Genomic DNA, 18,802 nt, shown 5'->3' on the forward strand with positions numbered 1-18,802 from the left:
GTTGTGGGTGGTGCCGAGTTTCGGCGGCGATGCCGTCAGTTAGGCCGTCTGAGGTCGGGCGTGGGCATCGCTTGCCCGCGCTGTGCGCTCGACCGGGATGTTGTAGAGAGCCGAGAGTGCCGCATCAAACTCAGCGACGCGGCCGTCAGCCGCGAACTCGCGGGCCCGCACCGAAGGGCCGTGCAGCAGCACGCCACCGAGGTGACGCAGCGCCGAAATGGTTTCGTCACCGGCTCCGCGGGCAGTGGCGCGAGCGATTTCTGCCTCGAGGAGGGCGAAGTGGTGCTTGCGAAGAGCAACGATGGCTGGCTCCGCCTGGCTTTCGGCAGCGAATTCGTGGGCGGCCGTGCGAACCAGATCGCGAGCATCCGCATGAGCGTTCAGCTCTTCGAGCGGCGCGTGCAGGCTGATGGTTTCGAGGTCAAGCAGGTCAACGCCGTCGAGGTGGCCAACGGCGGGGTCGACGTTGCGGGGGAGGCCGAGGTCAAGCACGAGGCACTTGCTGGCGGCCGAGAAGCGTTCTGTGCCGAGAAGCGCGCTCACGGTACACGTGACGATGACATCGACGTCGAAATCTTCGCTCTGAGTAAGGCCGTGCTTGAGGGCGAAGGCGGCGTCGCGCCCCGAGGGGGAGAAGACGCGCAGGTCGAGGGCTCCCTTGTCGCGCAGAGCATTCACGGTGGTGACGGCGTAGCGACCAGTGCCGACCACAAGCACGCGCGTCGTCGACCAGTCAGCGACGCGGCTTGACGCAAGCTCGAGAGCGAGGCGCACGAGTGACTTGCCCGAACCACCTATGGCGGTGTTGTTCTTGATGCCGCGACTCGTGTGTGTTGCGCGCTGAAAGAGGCGCTCAAGGTCGCGAGTGGTCGTGCCGTCTTTGCGTGCCTGATCGAGCGCGCGGCTGACCTGACCTGAGATCTCGGCTTCGCCGATCACAACGGACTCAAGTCCCGACGTCACCGCAAAGAGGTGAGCTGCGGCATCCGCCCCCTCATGAACAGCGATGGAGGAATGGAGCGTGTCGATGCTGAGGCCGGTGCGCTCGCTCAGTGATTCGAGCAGCGAGCAGACCGTAATGGCCGTGGCGGCAGTGAGTGGTTCCTCGACATCGAGGTAGGCCTCGAAGCGGTTGCAGGTGGCAACCAGAACGGCTCCGGCAACGAAATCATTGTGCGAAACGAGGTCGACGGTGGCCGCCGGGGCGACCTCAGACAGACTTTCGAGTACGTCTAAGCTCGCGTTGCGATGATTCGAGCTAAGACACAGGAGCACAACCTAATGTTAACCCCGTGACTTTGAATTCTGACCACCCACTTCTCGACGGCCGCACAGCTAACTCGCCTATCATCCGGGCCTACCGCGGCGATCGCCCCGAAACCACTCCCGTCTGGTTTATGCGCCAGGCCGGCCGCTCCCTTCCTGAGTACCGCAAACTGCGCGAAGGTAACGAAATGTTGGAGGCGTGCCTCACGCCCGACCTCGCGAGCGAAATCACGATGCAGCCCGTGCGTCGCCACAATGTCGACGCCGCTATTTTCTTCAGCGATATCGTGATCCCCGCCAAGCTTGCCGGCGTTGAGGTCGAGATTGTTCCCGGTCGTGGCCCCGTGTTCGCTAACCCGATTCGTACGGCGGCGGATGTCGCCAAGCTGCACCCGATCGACCCGGCTGCGTTTGCGCCGATCCGCGAGGCTGTCGCGCAAACCGTTGCTCAACTGGGAACCACCCCGCTGATCGGTTTCGCTGGAGCACCATTCACTCTCGCGTCGTACATGGTCGAGGGTGGCCCGAGCAAAGACCAGCAGCGTGCCCGCACGCTCATGTATTCCGACCCGCAGACCTGGGCGAACTTGCTCAATTGGTGTGCCGATGTCGCTGGCGAATTCTTAATCGCCCAGGTTGAGGCTGGTGCCTCTGCCGTTCAACTCTTTGACTCCTGGGTCGGGTCGCTTTCGGAGCAGCAGTACGTGCGCCGGGTTGCCCCGCACTCCAAGCGCGTTCTTTCGCACTTGCGCGGTTACGACGTTCCGAAGGTTCACTTTGGTGTCGGCAGCGGCGAAGTTTTGCAGGCCATGCACGGCGTTGGTGCCGACGTGATGGGCGTTGACTGGCGCATCCCGCTCGATGAGGCTGACCGTCGCCTCGGTGGCGGAGTGCCGTTGCAGGGCAACATCGACCCCGCACTGCTCGGCGCACCGTGGCATGTGCTCGAAGCGCACGTGCGCGACGTCATGAACCGTGGCCGCGTTGCCCCAGCCCACGTCGTGAATCTCGGCCACGGGGTTGGCCCCGACACTGATCCGGATGTGCTCACCAAGATCGTGGAGCTCGTTCACGAGGAAGGTTAGTGAGCGTGAGCACGACAGAATTCACCGTCGTCGGCGGCGGCATCGCAGGGCTCGTCACTGCGCGGCGTCTCGCGATGGCTGGCCGAACCGTGCGCCTCATTGAGGCGAGCGATCATCTCGGCGGCACGGTGGCATCCCACCTGGTTGGCGGTATCAATCTGGATGCCGGAGCCGAAAGCTTTGCCACCCGCGGCGATACTGTTGCCGACCTCGCTCGCGAGCTGGGACTTGTCGATGACATCGTTTCGCCGAGCGACGAAGGTGCCTGGCTGCAGCCCGTGGATGGCGTGGCCCTCCCGTTGCCCAGCACCGGCATTTTGGGCATTCCGGCAACACCGCTCGACGCTCAGACAATCGCCGTAATTGGCTTGGGCGGAGCGATGCGGGCTCAACTCGATTCGCTGATTCCGTGGTTTGGCAAGCGCACCGATATTTCGCTGGGCGCTCTCGTGCGCCGCCGCATGGGTAAAGCGGTCGTGGAGAAACTGGTCGCACCCGTTGTGTACGGCGTGTACTCGCTGCACCCCGACGATCTTCCGCTCGACCGCGTTGTAACGCTCAAGGAACGCCTCGCCCTGCACGGGTCGCTGGCGGCAGCGGTGCGTTCGATGCGCGGCGCGATGCCGGCCGGAACAGCGGTTCAGGGCATCCGGGGTGGCATCAGTCGTCTCGTCACTGAGTTGGCCGCCGACCTGAAGACTTACGGCGTGATTGTCGAGCGCGGGCGCCGCATTGAGAGTGCTGAGGCGCTCGCCGACCTCGACGGCACTGTCATTGTGGCGGCCCCCGGCATCCTTGCCCCGGTTCGTGGCCGCACCGTCACGCTCGCGACTCTTGTGCTTGATACGCCCGCGTTGGATGCCGAACCCCGCGGTTCGGGAGTGCTCGTCGCCCCCGGCTGCACTGCGGTTTCCGCTCGCGCCCTCACCCATGCGACCGCCAAGTGGCAATGGTTGAAAGAGCAAGCGAATGGCCGCCACGTCGTGCGCCTTTCGTACAACGAGGTGCCCGCCGGAGATTTTGCCGACGTCGCTCGTCACGATGCTGAAGTGCTGCTCGGGGTCTCGTTGCCGCCGGAGTCGGTCATTGACTTTGCTCGTCGCGAATGGGTTCGCCCCGCCGCGCTCGCCGCCGCTGAGCGCACGGATGGCGTAGTGGTTGTCGGCGAAACCGTCGGCGGAACCGGGTTGGCTGGCATCGTCACGCACGCCAATGCCACGGCCGATCGCCTGCTGGCGCTCGAGCCCAAGGAGCCTGCTGCGGAACCTGCCGCAGACCCCGCGGACGGCCCCACCACCGAGGCCGACGAAGCATCCACAGAGGTAAGCTAGTTAGGTTCACCTAACTCACGGTATTTTCCCAGTGTGCCCAGAAGGCGCGGGAGAGAATGGAAGACATGACAGACGTCGACGAGTCCACTGAAGTTTTGGGTTACACACTGTGGGCGGTTCTCCGTCGTGATCCGCACCGTCCGGCACTCGCTGGCAACCTCGACAAGGCCGTGGCCGCAGTCGAGGCCCGCGGGGTCACCATCCGTGGTTTCTACGATGTCTCCGGCATGCGCGCCGACGCTGACATCATGATTTGGTTGCACGGCAACAACCCTGAAGACATCCAGTGGGCGTTGCGCGAACTGCGTCGCAGCGACCCGCTCGCCTCACTTCTGCCGACCTGGAACGCGATGGGCGTGCACCGCGACGCCGAGTTCTCGAAGAGCCACATGCCGGCGTTCATGCGCGGCAAAGAGCCCGAAGCGTGGCTCACTGTTTACCCCTTCGTGCGCAGCTACGAGTGGTACTTGCTGCCCGACGCCGAGCGCAGCAAGATGTTGCGCGACCACGGCATGAAGGGCTCCGAAATGCCCCAGGTTCTCGCCAACACTGTCGCGAGCTTTGCGCTCGGAGACTACGAGTGGATGCTCGCGCTCGAAGCTCCCGAACTCGTCGACCTTGTCGACCTCATGCGTCACCTCCGCCAAACGGATGCCCGCCTTCACGTGCGCGAAGAGGTCCCCTTCTACACGGGCCGCCGCATCACTCTCGACGAGATCTCTGAGGTGCTGGCATGACCCACGTTCTTGGTGCAACGGATGCCGCGGCATCCGGTCCCGAACACGTTGAAGAAGCCGTGGCCTACGACGCCATTCTCCTCGCGAGTTTTGGCGGGCCTGAGGGTCAAGACGATGTCATCCCGTTCCTGCGGAATGTCACGCGCGGACGAGGCATTCCCGAAGAGCGCCTCGAAGAGGTCGCGCATCACTACCGCGCGTTCGGTGGCATTAGCCCGATCAACGACCAGAACCGTGAGTTGAAGGCAGCGCTCGAAGCCGAGCTTGCTCGTCGCGGAATCGACCTGCCCGTGCTGTGGGGAAACCGCAACTGGAATCCCTACTTGAGCGATGCGCTCACCGAAGCCAATGAGCGCGGCTACAAGAAGCTCATAGCCGTGGGCACGAGTGCGTACAGCTCGTACTCCAGCTGCCGCCAGTACCGCGAAGACTACGCAATCGCCCTTGAGCAGACCGGCCTCGAAGGCACGATCCAGATTGACAAGGTGCGTCAGTTCTTCGACCACCCCGGTTTCGTTCAGCCGTTCATCGACGGCGTTCGTGACGGTCTCGCTCAGATCGCCGCCAAGGGCATTGCGCCCGAGAAGACGCACGTGCTCTTCACTACCCACTCGATTCCGTCGACGGATGCCGCCAAGAGCGGCCCGGAGTCGCGCGGTTTCGGAGAGGGCGGTGCCTACGCGGCACAGCACCTCGCCGTCTCAGAAGTTGTCATGGCGGCGCAGGCGGAAGACTTTTCCGCCAGCACGCTGCCGGCGCACAGTCTCGTGTACCAGTCGCGCAGTGGCCCGCCCTCGATGCCGTGGCTGGAGCCCGACATCAACGATGCGATTGATGCGCTTGCCGCCGATGGCATCGAAGCGGTTGTCATCGTTCCGGTTGGATTCATTTCTGACCACATGGAAGTGAAATGGGATCTCGACACCGAAGCGCTGGAAACTGCGGGAGGCCACAACATGGTTGCCGTTCGCGTTCCTACGCCCGGCGTACATCCGGCGTTCGTCACGGGTCTTATTGACCTCGTGTTGGAGCGCCGCGACGGAGTGCCGGTGGCAGACCGCCCCGCACTAACAACAATCGGCCCCTGGTACGACGTCTGTCGTCCCGGATGCTGTGAAAACGTGCGGCTCGGCTTCAAGCCGGCAGCCGCGGGGGTAGCACCGTGACCGTAATTCGTATTGGCACCAGAGGCAGCACACTCGCAATGGCGCAGACCACCACGGTGGCACGCCAGCTCGAAAGCAAGACCGGCGTCGAGACGGAAATCATTCCGATCTCCACTCAGGGTGACCGTTCAACAGAATCGCTCTCCACGATCGGCGGGCAGGGTGTGTTCGCGAATGCTCTGCGCGAAGCGCTGCTCGCGGGGGAGTGCGATGTTGTCGTGCACTCGCTCAAAGATCTTCCGACCGCTCCCGTGCCCGGGCTCACGATCGCGGCCATCCCCAAGCGTGCCGACGAGCGCGACGTGGTGTGTGCTCGCGATGAGCTCACGCTCGCGACGCTGCCCGCTGGTTCCACGGTCGGCACCGGTTCGCCGCGTCGCCAAGCTCAGCTGCGTTCGCTCTACCCCGACCTTGAGGTTGTCGACATCCGCGGCAACATCGATTCACGCCTCGACAAAGTCACCAACGGCGAACTGGATGCCGTCATCCTCGCCGCTGCCGGCCTCGCTCGTGCCGGTCGCTCGGCGGCCGTCACCGAGCACCTTGGCATTTCGGGCTGGCCAACGGCTCCCGGCCAGGGCGCCCTCGCGATCGAAACGCGCACGGGTGAAGAGAAGCTCGCGGCAGTGCTCGACCACAAACCCAGCCGCACGAAGACGGATGCCGAACGCTACGTTCTCGCCTTCCTCGACGCCGGATGCTCGGCTCCCCTCGGAGCGCACGCCGTGATCGACGATGGCCTCTTGTTCTTGGATGCGCGGGTCTACGCCCTCGATGGCTCCCGCTACCTCACCAGCTCGCACGCGCTGTACGTCAACGATGTGGACGACCCGGCGCGCGAGGCAGCACAGCGGGTCGCCGACGATCTTCTGGCACAGGGCGCTGGGGAACTCACGGGAGCGCGAGCGTGATCATCCGCCCCCGCCGTTTGCGGTCGAGCCCGGCGATGCGTCGCTTGGTCGCCGAAAACCGCACCCACCCCAACCAGCTCATTCTGCCGATGTTTGTGCGCGAAGGGCTCACGGAGCCTGCCGCGATCAGTTCGATGCCGGGCGTGCAGCAGCATTCGCTCGACTCCATGCGCCGTGCGATTGCCGAAGCCGCCGAGTTGGGCGTCGGTGGCGTAATGCTCTTCGGTGTTCCCGAGAATAAGGATGCCGAGGGCTCGGGGGCGATTGACCCGAACGGAATCCTCAACGTCGCTACGCGCGCGGCTGTCGCCGAGGCTGGTGACGCCCTCGTGGTGCAAACCGACCTCTGCTTGGACGAATTCACTGATCACGGTCACTGCGGTGTGCTGCGCGAGCGCACCAACCTCGCGACCGGTGCGACCGAGCTCATCGTCGACAACGACGCTTCACTCGAGCGTTACCGAGAAATGGGTGTGGCTCAGGCCGAAGCCGGCTCGCAACTGCTCGGGCTCAGCGGCATGATGGACGGCCAAGTTGCCGCCGTGCGCGACGCGCTCGACACCGCTGGCCACTCTGACGCCCCCTTGCTCGGTTACGCCGCCAAATACGCCTCGGCGTTCTATGGACCGTTCCGCGAAGCAGTGCAATCCTCGCTCGTGGGCGATCGCCGCGCCTACCAACAGAGCCCCGCCAATCGCCGCGAAGGCAGCCGCGAAGTCGAACTCGACATCGATGAGGGTGCCGACGTGGTGATGGTCAAGCCCGCCATGAGCTTCCTCGACGTGCTCGCCGACGCCAGCGCCATCAGCAGCGTGCCCGTGTGGGCGTACCAAGTATCCGGCGAATACGCGATGATCGAAGCCGCCGCCGCGAACGGCTGGATCGACCGCCGTCGCGCTATCGAAGAATCAGTACTCAGCATCCAGAGGGCCGGCGCCGAAGCGGTGCTCACCTACTACGCAACAGAACTTGCAGAATGGCTACGCGAATGAGCGACACTACGTCCAACACCCCGTCCGCCCCCGCCACCAACCAACAGTCGTTCGACCGCGCCCGCGGTGTGCTCCCGGGCGGCGTCAACTCGCCCGTGCGTGCGTTCGGCTCCGTCGGCGGAACGCCCCGCTTCTACGTGAAAGCCGCAGGCGCTTACGTGACGGATGTTGAGGGCCGGTCGTACATCGACCTCGTCAACTCCTGGGGCCCCGCCATTCTCGGCCACGCTCATCCCGAAGTGATTGACGCCGTTCAGCAGGCTGCGTCGCGCGGCCTCGGCTTTGGAGCATCCACTCCCGCCGAGACCGAACTCGCCGAACTCGTGCGCTCGCGCATCAGCGTCGGGGGAGTGAGCCCGATCGAACGCTTGCGTCTCGTCTCGACCGGCACCGAAGCGACCATGACGGCCATCCGTCTGGCTCGCGGTGCCACCGGTCGCCGCCTGCTCGTGAAGTTCGCCGGGCACTACCACGGCCACTCCGACGGGCTTCTGGCTGAAGCCGGTTCTGGTCTTGCGACGCTCTCGATGCCCGGCTCTGCCGGAGTCACCGCCGAGACCGCAGCCCAAACTCTCGTGATTGAGTACAACAACGTCGCGGCCCTTGAGCAGGTCTTCGCCGAACACGGCCACGACATCGCTGGCGTCATCTTCGAGGCCGCCGCTGCCAACATGGGTGTTCTTGCCCCGCAGCCCGGCTTCAACGAAACCATCGTGCGCATTGCCCACGAACACGGTGCTCTCGCCATCAGTGACGAAGTTCTCACGGGCTTCCGTGTTGACCCCGCCGGTTACTGGGGCTTGGATGCTCGTGCCGCAGCGGCCGCGAACCCCGACGCCCCTGAGGCGCGCTGGGTTCCCGACCTCTTCACCTTTGGCAAAGTCATTGGCGGAGGGATGCCGTTGGCGGCTTTGGGCGGTTCGGCTCGCATCATGGAGTTGCTGGCTCCGCTCGGTCCGGTCTACCAAGCAGGCACCCTGAGCGGAAACCCCGTCGCCGTCGCTGCGGGCCTCGCTACGCTTCGGCTCGCCGACGACGACGTGTATTCGCGGCTCAACCAGGTCGCCGAAACGCTCTCTGCCGAAACGTCGGCCGCACTCTCCGCCGAGGGTGTTGAGCACGTTGTGCAGCACGCGGGCAACCTCTTCTCATTCGTGTTTAGCCCGACCGAGCCCATGAACTTTGCTGACGTGAAAGCGCAGCAGGGCTACCGCTACGCACCCTTCTTCCACTCGATGCTGGAGTCGGGGGTGTCTCTGCCTCCGAGTGTGTTCGAGGCGTGGTTCGTTTCGGCAGCCCACGACGATGGCGTGGTCTCGAAGATTGTCGATGCACTGCCCGCCGCCGCGAAGGCTGCCGCAGCGGCATCCGCCCCGCAGTAGCCGGGATTGCTAGCGGCGACCTCGCCGTGGGCCTCGAAAGCGATGATGGCTCGACTGTAAACTCTGTGTGAGTTCTTGGGGAAGCACTATGCCAATCTGAGAATATGCTCCAGAATAGCTACCTGCGTTACCAGCAAACCCTGACCGCGGGCTGCAGTTAACGCGAGTATGTTGGAAGAACCAACCGGCAACGAAATGGAGTTCACCATGAAGGGCAAAATCCTCCTAGTAGTAGGACTCGGCATCGGCTACGTGCTCGGAACCCGCGCTGGCCGCGAGAAGTACGAAAAGATCAAGGCAACAGCGGGCAAGCTGTGGAACGATCCTCGAATCACGCAGCAGCGACACAATGCTGAAGATTTTGTAAAAGACAAGGCTCCGGATGTTGCGGAATTCCTTGCAGACGGCGTCAAGCAGGTCGTCAAGCAGGTCGCGTCAAGCAAGAGCGACAAGACGGCGTCAGAAAAAGTGACGACCACCAGCAGCGCACCTAAAAAGAAGCCTGCCGCCAAGAAGTCTTCGTCATCGGCATCCACGACGAAGTCCACCAACTCGAAGTAGGGCTGCCATGTACGGTGAATCACCGAATACAGAACCGCAGCGCGACCCCAAGCGGTCACTCGCTGCACTAATCGCCGACGTCCCTCGCCTTCTCGGCGACCTCGTCCGCGGAGAGATCGAATCGCTCAAGAGCGAGATGATCGGCAAACTCAAGAACGCTGGTATCGGCGTTGGACTGTTTGCGGGAGCCGCGTTCTTCGCGCTCTTCGCTCTCATGGTCCTCATCGCGGCCGCCGTTCTGGGATTCGCCGAAATAGTGCCAGCGTGGGCCGCCGCACTGATCGTGGCCGGCATCCTGCTGCTGATCGTGGCAATCCTTGTTCTGGTGGGCCTAGCGCTCGTCAAAAAGGGAACCCCACCGGCACCCACCGAAACGATTGAAAGTATTAAGAGCGACGTTCGTGCCATCAAAGGCACCCGAAAGCGGAGGTCATAATGTCTGAAGAAACCAGCAAAGACACCAGCAAGACGATCGAGCAGGCTCGTGCCGAACTCGAAAAAACGCTCGACGCCATCGAAGATAAGTTCAACGTCGGCAAGCGCGTCGACGAAGTTGCCGCCAACGTGCGCACTTCCTACGAGAGCAACCCGCTGCCGTGGATTATTGGTGCAGCTGCCGCCGCAGTGTCCGTTGTTGCCGTCGTCGCATGGGCAATTCTCAGCGACGACGACTAGCTCGATTAGCGTCTGACTCCCCAACAGGGGGAGTATAGAGAACATGGCAAGAAAAGCACTCGATGGTTTGCGCGTGCTCGTCCCGCGCGGAGGCAATTGGGGCGACAGCGTTGCGGCACTTTTGAGAGCGCACTCGGGCATTCCCGTGATCGCTCCTCTCATTAATTTCGCGCCCTCAGAAAACGTTGCCGCGCTCGCCAATGCCTTTCATGAACTCAATGATGGGCAGTTTGACTGGATCGCTGTTACGAGCGCGACCACGGTCGATGTGTTGATCGCCAGCGGCGTCAAGATCCCCGAAAGCACCAAGATCGCTGCGGTGGGTGAAACGACCGCCAGCGCACTCACTCTCGCCGGACACCGAGTCGATTTTGTCCCAGAGTTCGACAACTCGGGTCGCGGGCTTGTGAAGGAATGGCCAGACGCTACGCCGAGCCTCCGCGTTCTCGCGCCACAATCCAATCTTGCCGACACGACTCTCGTCGACGGTCTCGGGGCGCTAGGCCACGAGGTTCTGAGCGTATCGGCGTACAGCACCGTGGGCGTGCCCGTTGCCGACAAGGTGCGTGAGGATGTTGCATCCGGCCGCATCTCTGCCGTGCTGATCAGCTCTGGTTCTGTCGCGCGGCAAGTGGCTGAGCAGCTCTCGCCGCTTCCCGAAGGGACAATTGTGGCGTGCATCGGTCCGCGCACTGCGTTCGATGCTCGCGCAGCAGGCCTCACCGTGCACGTGATCGCCGAAGTCCGATCAAGCGAATCGCTTGTCGAGACGCTCGTGGAGTATCTGCGCCGCTAGCGGGCGGTGCGGCCCGCCAGCGGGCGAAGGCGGACGTTAACGCGGGTGTGGAGGTGGCCGCCCGTTCGTGCCCTGTTAGCCGACGTTGAGCGCCAGCACGAGGAAGATGATTCCGAGCAGCGGCGGCGTTCCCTGAACTATCGCGGGACGCATCATCGTCTTGGGCTGCGAAGTGACCAGCACAATCGCGGCGAGCACCATGCTCAGCGCACCAAACATGGCGAGGGCGATGCCGGCTGGCCACAGGTTGGTGGTGCCCATGAGTACGAGTCCCGTTCCGGCGCCGAGGGCGAGGAAGACGTTGTAGAAGCCTTGGTTGTAGGCCCAGGGCTTGACGGCATCCACCTCGTGAGGCTTCACGCCGAAGATTTGCTGCACGCGAGGCGTGTGAAAGAGCACGCTCTCCATGAAGAAAATCATGAGGTGAACGAGGGCGGCGAGAAAGATGAAGGTTGATCCGAAAATGGCCAAGACAATGTTCATGCTCAAAAGTGTGGCACAGTCGCCCTGCTTAACCGTGCACGTCGATGACCGTTCTGCCGCGGATGCGGCCAGCGATAATGTCTTCTCCGGCAGCGATGGCGTCGCTGAGTCCAATCGTAGAGGTGGTGCTTTCGAGCAGGCTGAGGTCGAGATCGCGGGCCAGGCGTTCCCAAGCCTCGAGTCGGTGTGCGCGTGGAGTGAAGACCGAGTTGATGCCAATGAGGCTCACTCCGCGCAAAATAAACGGCATCACGCTCGTGTGCAGCTCGCTCGATTGGGCGTTGCCACACGCGGTGACTGTTCCGCCGTATTCGGTCGCGGCGATCGCCGAGGCGAGCGTCGTGCCGCCGACGGCGTCGATGGCTCCAGCCCAGCGCTGCTTCATGAGGGCTTTGGGTTCGGCGCTGAGTTCGGCCCGGTCAATGATCGTGGTGGCGCCGAGCTGGCGCAGATAGTCGTGTTCGCTTTCGCGACCAGTGGATGCCGTCACGCTGTAGCCGAGCTTGGCGAGCAGTGCGATGGCCACAGACCCCACTCCGCCGGCAGCACCGGTGACGAGTACCTCGCCGGAGACTCCGCCGCGCTCAATCGCGAGCACCGAGAGCATGGCGGTGAAGCCTGCCGTGCCGATTGCGGCAGCCTGATGATTGCTGATGCCGGCGGGCACCGGAACAACCCAATCGCCAGGAACGCGCGCCCGTTCAGCGTAACCACCATGATGGGTTTCACTGAGACCACAACCATTCACCAACACACGCTGACCAGCACTAAAGCGGTCATCCGTCGACTCGGCGACGACCCCGACGAGGTCGATACCGGCGATCAGGCGGGGCGCGCGAACGATGCCAGGTCTGCCCGTGAGTGCGATGCCGTCTTTGTAGTTGAGGCTTGAGAACTCGACATCGATCGTGACATCTCCGGGCATCAGGATGCTGTCATCCAGTTGCTCAGAGAGCTCGACGTGCGCCGGAGCTTGTCGGTCGGACTCGTTCTTGATTACTTCGATTCCACGCCACATACCGCCAGCCTAGAACCGCAGGCTGGGTTGTGGTTCAGCAAATTGAGTTAGCCGAAGAGAATCGCAGCTTCGTCGTAGCGCGACTGCGGCACCGTGTTGAGCTTGCCGAGGGCATCCTCGAATGCGACGTTGGTGATCTCGGTGCCCTGCAGTGACACCATGCGACCCCAGCGACCGTGGATGACCGCGTCGACGGCGGCGAGGCCGTAGCGAGTGGCGAGCACGCGGTCGTAGGCGCTTGGCGTTCCACCGCGCTGGATGTGACCCAGGGTGGTTGAGCGAGTTTCGAGGCCGGTGAGAGCTTCGATTTCGGGCGCAAGCATGTCGCCGATACCGCCGAGCCGGGGGCGACCGAAGGCGTCGAGGCCGCGCTCGGAGTGAGCATCGTCCATGGTGTCGAGGGTGAAGCCTTCGGCGACAACAACGAGAGGGGCGCGGCCGCGGTCGCGAGCTGATGTAACCCACTCCACGATCTGCGCCATGGACGTCTTTTGCTCGGGGATGAGAATCGCGTGGGCGCCGGCAGCCATTCCTGAGTGCAGCGCGATCCAGCCAACGTGGCGGCCCATGACCTCGGCGACCATGCAGCGGCCGTGCGAGTCGCCGGTGGTGCGCAGGCGGTCCATGGCGTCGGTCGCGATCTGCGTGGCAGTGTCGAAGCCGAACGTGTAGTCGGTGGCCGAAAGGTCGTTGTCTACCGTCTTGGGGACTCCGACGATCTTGATGCCGGCATCCGTCAACCGCTTGGCAGCAGCGAGAGTGCCTTCGCCGCCGATGGCGATGAGGGAGTCAACGCCGAGGCGTTCCATGTTTTCGCGCACAGTATCTGCGCCGTCGGTGCCCTCGAAGGGGTTGGTGCGGGAGGTGCCCAGAATGGTGCCACCCTGCTTGGAGATGCCCTGAATGTCTTTGCGGGTGAGGGGCATGGCGTCGCCTTCAACGACTCCACGCCAACCGTCGCGGAAACCGACGAACTCTTTGTTGTAGACCTGCGTGCCCTTGAGCACGATGCCGCGAATAACAGCGTTCAACCCGGGGCAGTCGCCACCGCTGGTCAGGATTCCAATCTTCATGAACCCATCATGGCGCATTTTTGTGCGCTAACGAGCCACGATCTGGTTCGCAGCGCCTCGGCGCTTTAGCGGCTTATTGCTGCTTCGGTGATCGGATGCGCGGCACACGCCACCGAATCTGCGTGCTCATCGCACACCACGAACTGCTCACGGCAGGCCTTGTTGTGGCAATTCTCGACCCGCTTAGTTGCGGCACCGCACTGATAGCAGCGGCCGATCGCTTCGGTGTCTGCCGTGAAGTCGATGGCCATGCGCTTGTCGAAAACGTAGAGCGAACCGTTCCACAAACCAGAGTCGCCGTACTTCTCGCCGTAGCGAACGATGCCGCCCTCGAGCTGGTAGACCTCACCGAATCCGCGGCTGCGCATAAGAGAGGAGAGCACTTCACAGCGGATGCCGCCCGTGCAGTACGTGACGACGGGCTTGTCTTTGAGGTGGTCGTATTTGCCGCTGTCGAGTTCGGCGACGAAGTCACGAGTGGTGGCGACATCCGGAACTATTGCATCGGTGAATTTGCCGATCGCGGCCTCGATGGGATTGCGACCGTCGAAGAAGGTGACCTCTTTGCGAGCCACGAGCTCGTGTAGTTCTTCGGGGCTGAGCTTCGTGCCGCCGCCAACCACGCCGTTCTCGTCAACCTGTAGCTCGCCGGGGGCTCCGAAGCTGACAATCTCGTCGCGCACCTTCACGCTGAGCTTCGGAAAGTCGTCTCCCTGGCCCTCGCTCCACTTGAAGTCGATGTTCTTGAACGCCGGATACTCCCGCGTCTTGCGCACGTAACGCTTAATGTCCTTGAGCTCGCCGCCGACGGTGCCATTCATGCCGTCTTTGGAGAGGATGATGCGACCGCCGAGCCCGAGGGACTCACAGAGGTCGCGCTGCCACAACCGCACAGCCTCCGGATCGGCCAGCGGCGTGAACACGTAGAAGAGAAGGATCTTAGGAACAGCCACAGGGCAAGTTTACGGCTGTTAGGTGGGGAATCCGCGCGGGGCGGGTGGCGGCGGTGGGCTGGCATCCGGATCATCCGTGTCTGGATCGTCCGTGTGCGGATCGTTGGTTGTGTCGCTCGGATCGCCCTCTGCTTCGACGGGTGATTCGGCGTCTGCCGCGAGGGGATCGCCTTTGCGCTCGACGAGCAGTTGCGCATAGGCGATCCGTATCCGGTTCGGCGCGACGAGTTCGTCGAGCAGGACCTGGTGAAAACGCAGCCCGGACTCGGGGAAGATGCGCCCCCAGGTTCTCGCCGTCCACGCCATCTCGGCAAGAGCGAGAGAGCTGGCATAAACAAAGGTGTGCTCTGCCGATGCCGTCGAGTTGAACAAAATGAGTAGAGCGAGGCTGGTGCTGACGGCAGTGACACCGAGGATGCGCGGCAGACTGATGACGGGCGTTCGCGCGCCACTCAGGGCTACACCGGTCGCGATGCCGATTGCGAGAAAGCCCCAAAACCAGAACATGGATCGCTACTGCCGTGGGGAGTTCTTGGCGGTCTTGAGCGTGTCGTTGTCAACGGCGTTGAACTCACCAGCGAGGAAGAGCATCCATTCGTCGTAGATGGCGTCGGTGTGCAAGAAGCTGCGGCCGATTGTCTGCACGGCGGTGCGCCCGGAGTCGGGGAGCAAGCGGTGCCAGAGGAGCCCCGCGACGATCGCGCCCAGAAAGAGAAGCATGAGCGAAGCTTAGCCAGCGGCCGTATTCTGCTCTGCGCGCTCTCCGAGCATCGCCGCGTACTCCTTGCGCAGGTCGCGCGGGTTGGTGAATTGGCGCGCAACAAGCTGCCAGTAGCTGAAGCCGGACTCGGGGAAGACCCGTAGCCAGATTCGTGGGGCGTAGGCGACTTGAGTGATGATGAGGCCGCCGAGGAAGGCGTAGCCCATCATCCCGTGGCCTCCAGTTGTTGCGGTGATGACGATTACGGCGCCCATGCCCATCATGAGAATGACGAGGTTGGGCAGGGGCTTGTAGGTCGGGGTGCGTGCTTCGCACGACAGCACACCCGTGATCAATCCGATCACCGCTGCAACGACCAACCACATCATGAGGCAAACTCTACGTCAGGGGTGGCGCGTAATCTAGGGCTCATGACTTTCGCGCTCGCCGCCGACGAGCCCGTGCGCACCCGGTTCGCGCCCGGGCGGCCCGTCGATGTGCGCGCAACCTTGGCGCCGCTGAAACGCGGTGCTGGTGACCCCACCATGCGAGTGGATGACGCGGGCACCTGGCGCACGATGCTCACGCCTGACGGTCCCGCAACTCTGCGTCTCGTGCAGCACCAATCGCATGTGGACTGTACCGCGTGGGGCGCCGGAGCAGAGTGGGCAATCGCCAGCGTTCCCGAGCTGCTGGGGGAGGGCGACGACTGGAGCGACTTCGATATTTCGGCGCTTCCGTTCGCCGCTGAAGCTCAGCGTCAGAACCCCGGCTTGCGGTTGCCGCGCACCAAGCTTGTGTTCGAGGCGCTAGTGATGGCCATTCTTGAGCAGAAAGTCACGGGCATCGAAGCGAAGCGGGGGTGGCGCATCCTCGTCACCAAGCATGGTTCGCCGGCGCCCGGGCCAGCCCCGACCGGGATGCGGGTGGTGCCGACACCTCAAGGGTGGGCACGAATTCCGTCGTGGGAGTGGCACCGCGCGGGAGTCGGGCCCCAGCGTTCGGCGACCGTGATGCGCGCGACTCAAGTGGCGGCATCCCTCGAGCGCACCGCCGACTGGGGGCGTGGCGGGCCGCGCATTGAGGCCGCGCTGCGATCAGTCGTGGGCGTTGGCGTGTGGACGGCCGCCGAAACCATGCAGCGCTCGCACGCCGACCCCGACAGCCCCAGCGTTGGCGATTACCACCTCGCCGCCGTTGTGGGCTGGGCGCTGATTGGTGAACCCGTCGACGATGAGCGGATGCTCGAACTGCTCGAGCCCTGGCGCGGCCATCGTCAGCGGGTTGTGCGACTCATCACGGTATCCGGGTTTCGCAAGCCAGCCTTTGGGGCGCGGATGACGATCCAGGATCATCGCGGGCACTAGCCGCGAACGTAGACAGCGAGCCGTTCGCCGGTAGTATTTTGCTGCAAGGCAGTCCATCGCCCGTCGGGCCATCTACTGCGTCAGTCACTTCGGCCGAGAGCCGGGATTCGGGAGCGCATGGCTAACGAGCGCGAGTCGGCCGTCACCACTGCACCGGCACCGGCGGCGAAGGTTCGCATCGACGCGCTCGACTGGGCGCGAGGATGGATGCTCGTCGCGAGCTTGGGCGTCAACAGCGCCATCATCTCGATCCCGCTGCTCGGTCATGCGTCGTGGGCAAGCGTCATGCCCATCGACCTCATTTTCCCGCTATTCGTGACCCTCGCAGGGTGCGGAATGGCCTTCGCGTTCCATCGCCGGGTTGAACCGTGGGGTGTGGTGCGGCGCGCACTCGTGCTGCTCGCCCTCGGGCTCGGCTACAACGCGGTCGTCGATGCCACCACGTCTCTTTCAGAGTTGCGGTTCACGGGGGTGCTTCAGCTTTATGCGGTGGTGATCATGGTGATGGCTGTGCTGCATCTGGTCACGCGCAGTTGGCGCGGGTGGGCTGTGCTGACCATCCTGCTCGCCGTCGCGCACACCGCATTGTTGTCACTCTTTGCCCGTTCATGCGTTGCGACATTGCTCACGCCCGAGTGCAACCCATCTGGTCCCCTCGATTCGCTCCTCTTTGGCGCCTCGCACATCTATACGAACGGTGTCGCCGGGCACGACCCCGAGGGCATCATCGCGATCATGGGTGCTCTCGTGTCGACGGCTGCCGGTGCCACTCTTGGCCACCTGATTCTGCATTTCCGCACGAGTGAAGCGACGAGCTCAACGCGCATCCCGATCACGACCGTGCCGATCGCCCTCGCGATCACGGCTCTACTGGGACTCGCAGCGGCGCTGTGGCTCGGCTCCGACCTGCTGGCCGGCGGCCCGGTTCCCCCGATGAAGCGACTATGGACAGCGCCTTTCGCTCTGAGCATCGCGGCAATCGCTGCCTTGCTTCTTTGGTTGGGACAACTGGCTCTGCCATCGAGCAAATTCCGAACCGAACGGCAAAGCAGGGTGTGGATGCCGTGGGTCGCGTTGGGGCGAAACAGCCTGTTGGCCTACTTCGGTTCGCACCTTCTGATGGCGCTGCTCAACCGTCCGCTCTCTAACGGAACGTCGATCACGGGCGCGTTCGCCAGCATGTTTCCGTCGGCACTTCTTGCGCAACTGGTGTGGACGACAGTGTGGGTCGGGCTGTGGGTAGTGCTCGCTGTCGTGCTTCACCGTCGCGGTTGGTACGTGAAACCATGAGCGGTCAGCGCGTGGTGAAGTGGCTGGTGGCTGTCGCGTCGATCGTGGCGGTCACTGTTGGGCTGGGGGCGATTGCGCAGGCGCGGAACGCTATCGAGCCGAGCGCTGTGATCTATGTCGGGCCGCATCCGGATGACGAATTTCAGTACTGGTCGCTGTTCGAGGACCGCGCCGATGTTTACAGCGTGGTCGTGCTCTTGACCCGCGGCGAACAAACCGGTTTCTGCGTACCCGAGGGTCTTGAAGCTGGCTGGCAGGCCGACCTTGAGCCCGCACCCGAGCCTCTTCCCGAAGCGCAGTTCAGCGAATCTTGCGCCGAGGCGCGAGTGAATTCGTTCGTGAATTATTTTGTCGACATGGCTCAAGAGGATGAGACCGTGCCTGGCCGGTTCGCCGCCCCCACGACCTCTGCACCAATGCCCGACCCGGAGGGCGTCGTCTGTCGGCTCGACGACAACGATGACTGCGCGGGCACCACCGCGGTCGACGTCTATCGAGACCTCAACGATCGCGGAGCCCTGCTGGTCTTCGACCTCGGCGATGGCGACCTGAGCGAAGCAGAAGTCGAGTGGGCGCTGCGAGCCACTATCGACACCTTCGTTCCCGAGCTGGTCGGAGACGACGGGCGAATTGCCGGGATCGTCGGCTCGTACTCAACGCCAGAAGGCGGCTACACCGGATGCTTCGCCTACCCGCATCCCGACCACATCGCGATCGACAGCACGCTGTGGGCCACCGACTTCGGTGCCGGATTCCAAGCCAGCGCCACCTGCGCCACCGACCCGCGACGCCAACTCTTTGACCGAGTATCGGATGCCGCCACCGACGCCGCCTTCGCCGTCGAACCGATCGAGGGCTCAGCCGACGTGCGCCGCACCGGCGCCCACACCGCGCACTACGGCTGGCTGCACGGCACGTACTACCCCGTCGCGCGCCATGGCGAGAGCGAGCTGTTCCATCAGGATCAGACCTTCTGGGTTCGGTACTGGTGATGGTTGGCGGCGTCGGCGAGTCGG

The 18,802-nt window shown here is 63.5% G+C and carries 22 protein-coding genes; 14 read left to right on the forward strand and 8 right to left on the reverse strand.

Translation table 11 applies throughout. The annotated features are described in order from the left end of the window. Positions 1 to 39 precede the first annotated feature (39 nt). Positions 40 to 1,275, reverse strand: a complete 1,236-nt coding sequence (locus tag I6E56_RS09180; RefSeq protein ID WP_197137522.1) for a glutamyl-tRNA reductase — start codon at positions 1,273 to 1,275, stop codon at positions 40 to 42. 17 nt (positions 1,276 to 1,292) lie between these two features. Here I6E56_RS09180 and hemE point away from each other — a divergent pair, with 17 nt between their 5' ends. The 11 genes from hemE (at position 1,293) to I6E56_RS09235 (ending at position 10,902) form a co-directional block, all read left to right on the forward strand. Further along, a complete protein-coding gene (hemE, locus tag I6E56_RS09185) occupies positions 1,293 to 2,351 on the forward strand; it encodes a uroporphyrinogen decarboxylase (RefSeq protein ID WP_197137524.1) in 1,059 nt (352 codons plus the stop codon). 5 nt (positions 2,352 to 2,356) lie between these two features. Further along, positions 2,357 to 3,682, forward strand: a complete 1,326-nt coding sequence (locus tag I6E56_RS09190; RefSeq protein ID WP_197137526.1) for an NAD(P)/FAD-dependent oxidoreductase — start codon at positions 2,357 to 2,359, stop codon at positions 3,680 to 3,682. A 56-nt stretch (positions 3,683 to 3,738) separates the two neighbouring features. Continuing rightward, complete coding sequence (gene hemQ, locus I6E56_RS09195; protein ID WP_197137528.1) at positions 3,739 to 4,419, forward strand: hydrogen peroxide-dependent heme synthase; 681 nt, start codon at positions 3,739 to 3,741, stop codon at positions 4,417 to 4,419. Then, positions 4,416 to 5,585, forward strand: a complete 1,170-nt coding sequence (locus I6E56_RS09200; RefSeq protein WP_197137530.1) for a ferrochelatase — start codon at positions 4,416 to 4,418, stop codon at positions 5,583 to 5,585. Before hemQ ends, I6E56_RS09200 begins: the two co-directional genes overlap by 4 nt. Then, on the forward strand, positions 5,582 to 6,496 hold the full coding sequence (gene hemC, locus I6E56_RS09205; protein ID WP_197106940.1) for a hydroxymethylbilane synthase: 915 nt from the start codon (positions 5,582 to 5,584) through the stop codon (positions 6,494 to 6,496). Before I6E56_RS09200 ends, hemC begins: the two co-directional genes overlap by 4 nt. Beyond that, positions 6,493 to 7,488 carry a porphobilinogen synthase gene (hemB, locus tag I6E56_RS09210; protein ID WP_197137532.1) on the forward strand — a complete coding sequence of 332 codons (996 nt, stop codon included), beginning with the start codon at positions 6,493 to 6,495 and terminating at the stop codon, positions 7,486 to 7,488. The genes hemC and hemB overlap by 4 nt, the downstream gene beginning before the upstream one ends. Beyond that, positions 7,485 to 8,870: a glutamate-1-semialdehyde 2,1-aminomutase gene (locus tag I6E56_RS09215; protein WP_197137534.1), complete on the forward strand. Its 1,386-nt coding sequence runs from the start codon at positions 7,485 to 7,487 to the stop codon at positions 8,868 to 8,870. Before hemB ends, I6E56_RS09215 begins: the two co-directional genes overlap by 4 nt. Before the next feature lie 207 nt (positions 8,871 to 9,077). Further along, positions 9,078 to 9,431 (forward strand): YtxH domain-containing protein, encoded by a 354-nt coding sequence (locus tag I6E56_RS09220; RefSeq protein ID WP_231606297.1) that lies wholly within the window; start codon positions 9,078 to 9,080, stop codon positions 9,429 to 9,431. A 7-nt stretch (positions 9,432 to 9,438) separates the two neighbouring features. Further along, complete coding sequence (locus I6E56_RS09225) at positions 9,439 to 9,867, forward strand: phage holin family protein (protein WP_197137538.1); 429 nt, start codon at positions 9,439 to 9,441, stop codon at positions 9,865 to 9,867. After that, a complete protein-coding gene (locus I6E56_RS09230; RefSeq protein WP_197137540.1) occupies positions 9,867 to 10,106 on the forward strand; it encodes a DUF3618 domain-containing protein in 240 nt (79 codons plus the stop codon). The genes I6E56_RS09225 and I6E56_RS09230 overlap by 1 nt, the downstream gene beginning before the upstream one ends. A 43-nt stretch (positions 10,107 to 10,149) precedes the next feature. After that, entirely contained in the window at positions 10,150 to 10,902 is a 753-nt protein-coding gene (locus tag I6E56_RS09235) for a uroporphyrinogen-III synthase (RefSeq protein WP_197137542.1), read from the forward strand. Between the two features lie 75 nt (positions 10,903 to 10,977). On the opposite strand, the gene I6E56_RS09240 is transcribed toward I6E56_RS09235, so the two are convergent. The 7 genes from I6E56_RS09240 to I6E56_RS09270 form a co-directional block, all read right to left on the reverse strand. Next, positions 10,978 to 11,385, reverse strand: a complete 408-nt coding sequence (locus I6E56_RS09240; RefSeq protein ID WP_197137544.1) for a DUF1304 domain-containing protein — start codon at positions 11,383 to 11,385, stop codon at positions 10,978 to 10,980. Positions 11,386 to 11,413: 28 nt separating this feature from the next. Beyond that, the gene (locus I6E56_RS09245) at positions 11,414 to 12,403 is read right to left on the reverse strand and encodes an MDR family oxidoreductase (RefSeq protein WP_197137546.1); all 990 of its coding nucleotides are present in this window, start codon (positions 12,401 to 12,403) and stop codon (positions 11,414 to 11,416) included. Between the two features lie 47 nt (positions 12,404 to 12,450). Next, positions 12,451 to 13,476: a 6-phosphofructokinase gene (locus I6E56_RS09250; RefSeq protein ID WP_197137548.1), complete on the reverse strand. Its 1,026-nt coding sequence runs from the start codon at positions 13,474 to 13,476 to the stop codon at positions 12,451 to 12,453. A gap of 65 nt (positions 13,477 to 13,541) precedes the next feature. Continuing rightward, entirely contained in the window at positions 13,542 to 14,429 is an 888-nt protein-coding gene (locus I6E56_RS09255) for a rhodanese-related sulfurtransferase (protein ID WP_197137549.1), read from the reverse strand. A gap of 18 nt (positions 14,430 to 14,447) precedes the next feature. Beyond that, entirely contained in the window at positions 14,448 to 14,936 is a 489-nt protein-coding gene (locus I6E56_RS09260) for a hypothetical protein (protein ID WP_197137550.1), read from the reverse strand. 6 nt (positions 14,937 to 14,942) lie between these two features. Continuing rightward, on the reverse strand, positions 14,943 to 15,149 hold the full coding sequence (locus I6E56_RS09265) for a hypothetical protein (RefSeq protein ID WP_197137551.1): 207 nt from the start codon (positions 15,147 to 15,149) through the stop codon (positions 14,943 to 14,945). A 9-nt stretch (positions 15,150 to 15,158) separates the two neighbouring features. After that, complete coding sequence (locus I6E56_RS09270; RefSeq protein WP_197137552.1) at positions 15,159 to 15,518, reverse strand: hypothetical protein; 360 nt, start codon at positions 15,516 to 15,518, stop codon at positions 15,159 to 15,161. 42 nt (positions 15,519 to 15,560) lie between these two features. Between I6E56_RS09270 and I6E56_RS09275 the strand changes: the two genes are divergently transcribed. From I6E56_RS09275 to I6E56_RS09285, 3 genes are all read left to right on the forward strand, one after another. After that, a complete protein-coding gene (locus I6E56_RS09275) occupies positions 15,561 to 16,496 on the forward strand; it encodes a DNA-3-methyladenine glycosylase (RefSeq protein WP_197137553.1) in 936 nt (311 codons plus the stop codon). Positions 16,497 to 16,613: 117 nt separating this feature from the next. Further along, positions 16,614 to 17,786 (forward strand): heparan-alpha-glucosaminide N-acetyltransferase domain-containing protein, encoded by a 1,173-nt coding sequence (locus I6E56_RS09280; RefSeq protein WP_197137554.1) that lies wholly within the window; start codon positions 16,614 to 16,616, stop codon positions 17,784 to 17,786. Next, on the forward strand, positions 17,783 to 18,778 hold the full coding sequence (locus tag I6E56_RS09285) for a hypothetical protein (RefSeq protein ID WP_197137556.1): 996 nt from the start codon (positions 17,783 to 17,785) through the stop codon (positions 18,776 to 18,778). Before I6E56_RS09280 ends, I6E56_RS09285 begins: the two co-directional genes overlap by 4 nt. Positions 18,779 to 18,802 lie beyond the last annotated feature (24 nt).

The organism is Salinibacterium sp. NK8237 (assembly GCF_015864955.1).
In the GTDB taxonomy this organism is placed as follows: domain Bacteria; phylum Actinomycetota; class Actinomycetes; order Actinomycetales; family Microbacteriaceae; genus Rhodoglobus.